Source organism: Streptomyces sp. URMC 123 (assembly GCF_051386515.1).
In the GTDB taxonomy this organism is placed as follows: domain Bacteria; phylum Actinomycetota; class Actinomycetes; order Streptomycetales; family Streptomycetaceae; genus Streptomyces.
Window position 1 is genome coordinate 1 of sequence record NZ_JBPQTV010000479.1, and the last position, 3,625, is coordinate 3,625.

Annotated in this window: 3 protein-coding genes and 1 pseudogene; 2 read left to right on the forward strand and 2 right to left on the reverse strand. The window is 75.1% G+C overall.

What is annotated here, in order from left to right; genetic code table 11:
- The coding region (locus ACSNOD_RS29645) for a gluconokinase (RefSeq protein ID WP_436770168.1) at window positions 1-548 on the reverse strand (548 nt) is incomplete at its 3' end.
- A 131-nt stretch (window positions 549-679) separates the two neighbouring features.
- On the opposite strand from ACSNOD_RS29645, the gene ACSNOD_RS29650 reads away from it, so the two are divergent.
- Window positions 680-1,381, forward strand: coding sequence for a FadR/GntR family transcriptional regulator (locus tag ACSNOD_RS29650; RefSeq protein WP_436770169.1), 702 nt, complete (start codon window positions 680-682; stop codon window positions 1,379-1,381).
- A 118-nt stretch (window positions 1,382-1,499) separates the two neighbouring features.
- Here the strand turns inward: ACSNOD_RS29650 and ACSNOD_RS29655 are convergent, their stop codons facing one another.
- Window positions 1,500-3,080: an acyl-CoA mutase large subunit family protein gene (locus ACSNOD_RS29655; protein WP_436770170.1), complete on the reverse strand. Its 1,581-nt coding sequence runs from the start codon at window positions 3,078-3,080 to the stop codon at window positions 1,500-1,502.
- A 249-nt stretch (window positions 3,081-3,329) separates the two neighbouring features.
- On the opposite strand from ACSNOD_RS29655, the pseudogene ACSNOD_RS29660 reads away from it, so the two are divergent.
- Window positions 3,330-3,625: pseudogene (locus tag ACSNOD_RS29660) on the forward strand (hypothetical protein); the annotation flags it as partial.

Below are 3,625 nucleotides of genomic sequence, written 5' to 3' on the forward strand. Positions count from 1 at the left end.
GCGGGTGCGGGCGGGGCCTGCCGCAGGGCGGTGACGGCCCGTTCGACGACCACCCCGGGCTCGGGCGCGACATCGACCGTCACGCCCGTCTCGTCCGGCTGGAGCGGTTCGAGGGTGGCGAACTGGGAGTCGAGCAGCCGGGTGGTCATGAAGTGGCCCGTGCGGGCCGCCATCCGCTCGGCGATCAACTCCCGGTCGCCGGCGAGGTGGAGGAAGAACAGCCCGGGAGCCTTGGCCCGCAGCCGGTCGCGGTAGGCCCGCTTGAGCGCGGAGCAGCTGACCACGCCGCCGCGGCCCGCCCGCCCCGCGGCCCAGTCGCCGATGGCGTCCAGCCAGGGCGCGCGGTCGGCGTCCTCCAGCGGCACCCCGGCCGACATCTTGGCGATGTTGGCCGGTGAGTGGAAGTCGTCGGCCTCGGCGTAGGGCACGCCCAGCGCGGCGGCGAGCAGCTCGCCGACGGTCGACTTGCCGGTGCCGGAGACGCCCATGACGACCACCACCCGGGGGTGTGTCGTCGTGCTGCCCGGTGTGCTCATGGCTGTGCTCATTGCGGTGTCCTCGTCGACGTCGGCGCCGCCCCACACTCAAGCTCATGGATACGACGTATTCAAGGGTTCGTGACTTAAAAGTCATACTTAATTCCCGAGCCGCGAGGGCCCCGCCCCGTAGGCTGAGCGCCATGGAGAGCCAGGGGCAGGGACTGCACGGCCGCGTTCTGGCGGCCCTCGGCCCCGCGATCACGGCGGGCGAGTACCCGCCGGGCACCGTTCTGCGCACCGACGAGCTGGAACAGCGCTTCGACGTCTCCCGGACCGTCGTCCGCGAGGCCGTACGGGTCCTGGAGTCCATGCACCTGGTCGAGTCCCGGCGCCGGGTCGGGGTGACGGTGCGCCCCGCCGAGGAGTGGAACGTCTTCGACCCGCAGGTCATCCGCTGGCGGCTGGCCGGGGCCGACCGGCCGCGCCAGCTGCGCTCGCTGACCGTGCTGCGGTCGGCGGTGGAGCCGGTCGCCGCGGGGCTGGCCGCCGCCCTGGCGACCCCCGGGCAGTGCGCCGAGCTCACCGAACACGCCCTGGGGATGGTGGCCACCTCCCGCGGCCAGCAGCTCGACGCCTATCTGGTGCACGACATCGCCTTCCACCGGGTGATCCTGCGGGCCTCGGGCAACGAGATGTTCGCCCGCCTCGGCGATGTGGTGGCCGAGGTGCTCACCGGGCGCACCGAGCACCAGGTGATGTTCACCGACCCCGACCCGGCGGCCGTCACCCTGCATGTGCGGGTCGCGGAGGCCGTACGGTGCCGGGACGCGGCCGCGGCGGAGCGGCTGACCCGGGAGATCACCGCGGGGGCGATGGCCGAGCTGGACGTGCTGGCGCCCTGAGCCGGGCGCCGCGCGGGCGGCCCGGGCGGCGGACGGCACAGGCGGGCGGTCGGCACAGGCGGCGGCCGGCCCGGGCGGCGGTGAGCCCGGGCGGCGAACGGGTCATCAGGCCGCGGCGTCAGAACGTCTCGGTGGGCACATGCGTGCCCCAGACCTCCCGCAGCGCCCCGCACACCTCGCCGACCGTGGCCCGCGCGGCGAGCGCCTCCCGCATCGGGGGCAGCACGTTGTCCGTGCCCGCGGCCGCCTTCCGCAGCGACGTCAGCGCGGCCTCCACCGCCCTGCCGTCGCGCTCGGCGCGCAGCGCGGCCAGCCGCCGGGCCTGGCGCTCCGCCACGGCCGGGTCCCGGCGCAGCGGCTCGTACGGCTCCTCCCGGTCGATCCGGAACCGGTTGACGCCGACGACCACCCGCTCCCCCGCCTCCGTCTCCTGCGCGATCCGGTACGCGTTCCGCTCGATCTCCGCCTTCTGGAAGCCCTGTTCGATGGCCTCGACCGCGCCCCCGAGATCCTCGATCCGGCGCATCAGCGCCAGCGCCGCCTCCTCGACCCGCTCGGTGAGCGACTCGACGGCGTAACTGCCCGCGAAGGGGTCGACCGTCGAGGGCACGTCGGTCTCGTGCGCGAGCACCTGCTGGGTGCGCAGCGCCAGCCGGGCCGCCTTGTCGCTCGGCAGCGCGATGGCCTCGTCGAAGGCGTTGGTGTGCAGGGACTGGGTGCCGCCCAGGACGGCCGCCAGCGCCTGCACCGCGACCCGTACGAGGTTGACCTCCGGCTGCTGGGCGGTGAGCTGCACCCCGGCCGTCTGGGTGTGGAAGCGCAGCGCCATCGACTTCGGGTCGCGCGCCCCGAACTCCTCGCGCATCACCCGCGCCCAGATCCTGCGGGCCGCGCGGAACTTCGCGACCTCCTCCAGCAGGGTCGTCCGGGCGACGAAGAAGAACGACAGCCGGGGCGCGAACTCGTCCACCGCCATGCCGGCCGCGAGCGCCGTACGGACGTAGGCGATGCCGTTGGCGAGGGTGAAGGCGATCTCCTGCGCGGGCGAGGCCCCCGCCTCGGCCATGTGGTAGCCGGAGATGGAGATGGTGTTCCAGCGGGGCATCTCGGCGCGGCAGTAGCGGAACAGATCGGCGGTCAGCCGGAGCGAGGGCCTGGGCGGGAAGATATAGGTGCCGCGCGCGATGTACTCCTTGAGCACGTCGTTCTGGACCGTACCGGTGAGCCGGTCGGCCCGCGCGCCGCCCTCCTCGGCGACGAGCCGGTACAGCAGCAGCAGCGGCGCGGCCGGGGCGTTGATCGTCATGGAGGTGGAGACCCGGTCCAGCGGGATGCCGGCGAACAACTCGCGCATGTCGTCGAGGGAGTCGACGGCGACGCCGACCCTGCCGACCTCGTCGCGGGCGATCGGCTCGTCGGAGTCGTGGCCCATCTGCGTGGGCAGGTCGAAGGCGACGGAGAGCCCGGTGGTGCCGTGCGCGATGAGGTCCCGGTAGCGGGCGTTGGACTCGGCGGCCGTGCCGAAGCCGGCGTACTGGCGCACCGTCCAGGGCCGGCCGGTGTACATCGTGGCGTGCACGCCCCGGGTGAACGGGTACGCGCCCGGCTCGCCCAGCGCCCGCTCCGGGTCCCAGCCGTCCAGCGACCCGGGCCCGTACACGGGCTCGATGGGGAACCCCGACTCCGCTTCGCGCGCCATCGGCTGTGCCTCCCGCTTCGCGGCCGGGGGCCGCCCGGCCGCCGTCCTCGGCTCGCGGGGCGCCGCCCGGCTCCCGCCCCGCCGTCCGCGGCGGCGGCGGGCGCCCCGGTGGACGGGCCCGCTCTCTCCCCAGCATGGCCCGTGGTTCGACCGGTGGCAGCCCCGGGAATCCATGAAGGGGAACGGAAGAGGGGACAGAGGGGGCCCGGGAGACGGGGGTTACGAATGCGGGTGCGGGTGCGGACACGAGTGCGACCGGACGGGGTGCCGCGCGGGGCGCCGCACGAGACGCGACCGGACGGGGTGCCGCACGGAGCACGAGCGGACGAGGCGCCTCCGGGCGAGGCGCCGCGCGCGGTACGGCCGGGCGGGACGCCTTCGCGCGGGGGCCGGTCGCGGCGGCTCGCCGCGGCCGCCGCGCTGGTCGCGCTCGCCGTCGGAGCCGGCGCCGGCTGCACCGTGGTGCGGGTCCCGCCCGGACAGCTCACGACCCAGCAGGGTCTCCACCAGCCGCCCGGCTACGCCGCCCCCGGGTTTCCCGCCCG

Excerpts from the sequence above, each read along its gene's own strand:
- ACSNOD_RS29650 (WP_436770169.1), top strand. The coding sequence starts at position 680 with ATGGAGAGCCAGGGGCAGGGACTGCACGGCCGCGTTCTGGCGGCCCTC.
- ACSNOD_RS29655 (WP_436770170.1), bottom strand. The coding sequence starts at position 3,080 with ATGGCGCGCGAAGCGGAGTCGGGGTTCCCCATCGAGCCCGTGTACGGG.